The sequence below is a fragment of the Liquorilactobacillus sicerae genome, from assembly GCF_029916425.1.
Lineage (GTDB): Bacteria > Bacillota > Bacilli > Lactobacillales > Lactobacillaceae > Liquorilactobacillus > Liquorilactobacillus sicerae.
The window spans coordinates 1-425 of record NZ_JAHAVQ010000283.1; the positions used below are offsets into that span (position 1 = coordinate 1).

Here is a 425-nt window from a genome sequence, read left to right on the forward strand (position 1 = left end):
TAGATGTGCCGCTCCGCCACGTTGTGCCGATTGCAAGCTAGAAGCTCCACGCAAACCGAAATCATTGACTGCCAACTCAAGGCCAGTAGGACTTCCGGATTTTTCAAATAAAGGCAACAAAGCTTTTTTAATATACATAGAATTAGTCGAAATTGTCGTTGGATACCAAACATGCATCAAGACTGACTCCAAAGCATTTAAAGTTGTTGCAAACCAAGACTTGGTCGATTCAAGTGTCAATAATGGTGTCGATATCGGGACTTCGATACCTTCGGGCAATTCCATAATTTTAATTGGCAAATAACCCAAATCACGAACCTGTTCCCAAACTTCTCGATTAAAAAAATGATGATTACCAAAGGTCAAAAAACTAAATTCCTCGGCTTCATCAATCATTTCATTAGTAATCCTGCCTAACAAATGAT

Annotated in this window: 1 pseudogene; it reads right to left on the reverse strand. The window is 39.3% G+C overall.

The window, feature by feature from the left end:
* Positions 1-425: pseudogene (locus tag KH893_RS12455) on the reverse strand (nicotinamide phosphoribosyltransferase domain-containing protein); the annotation flags it as partial.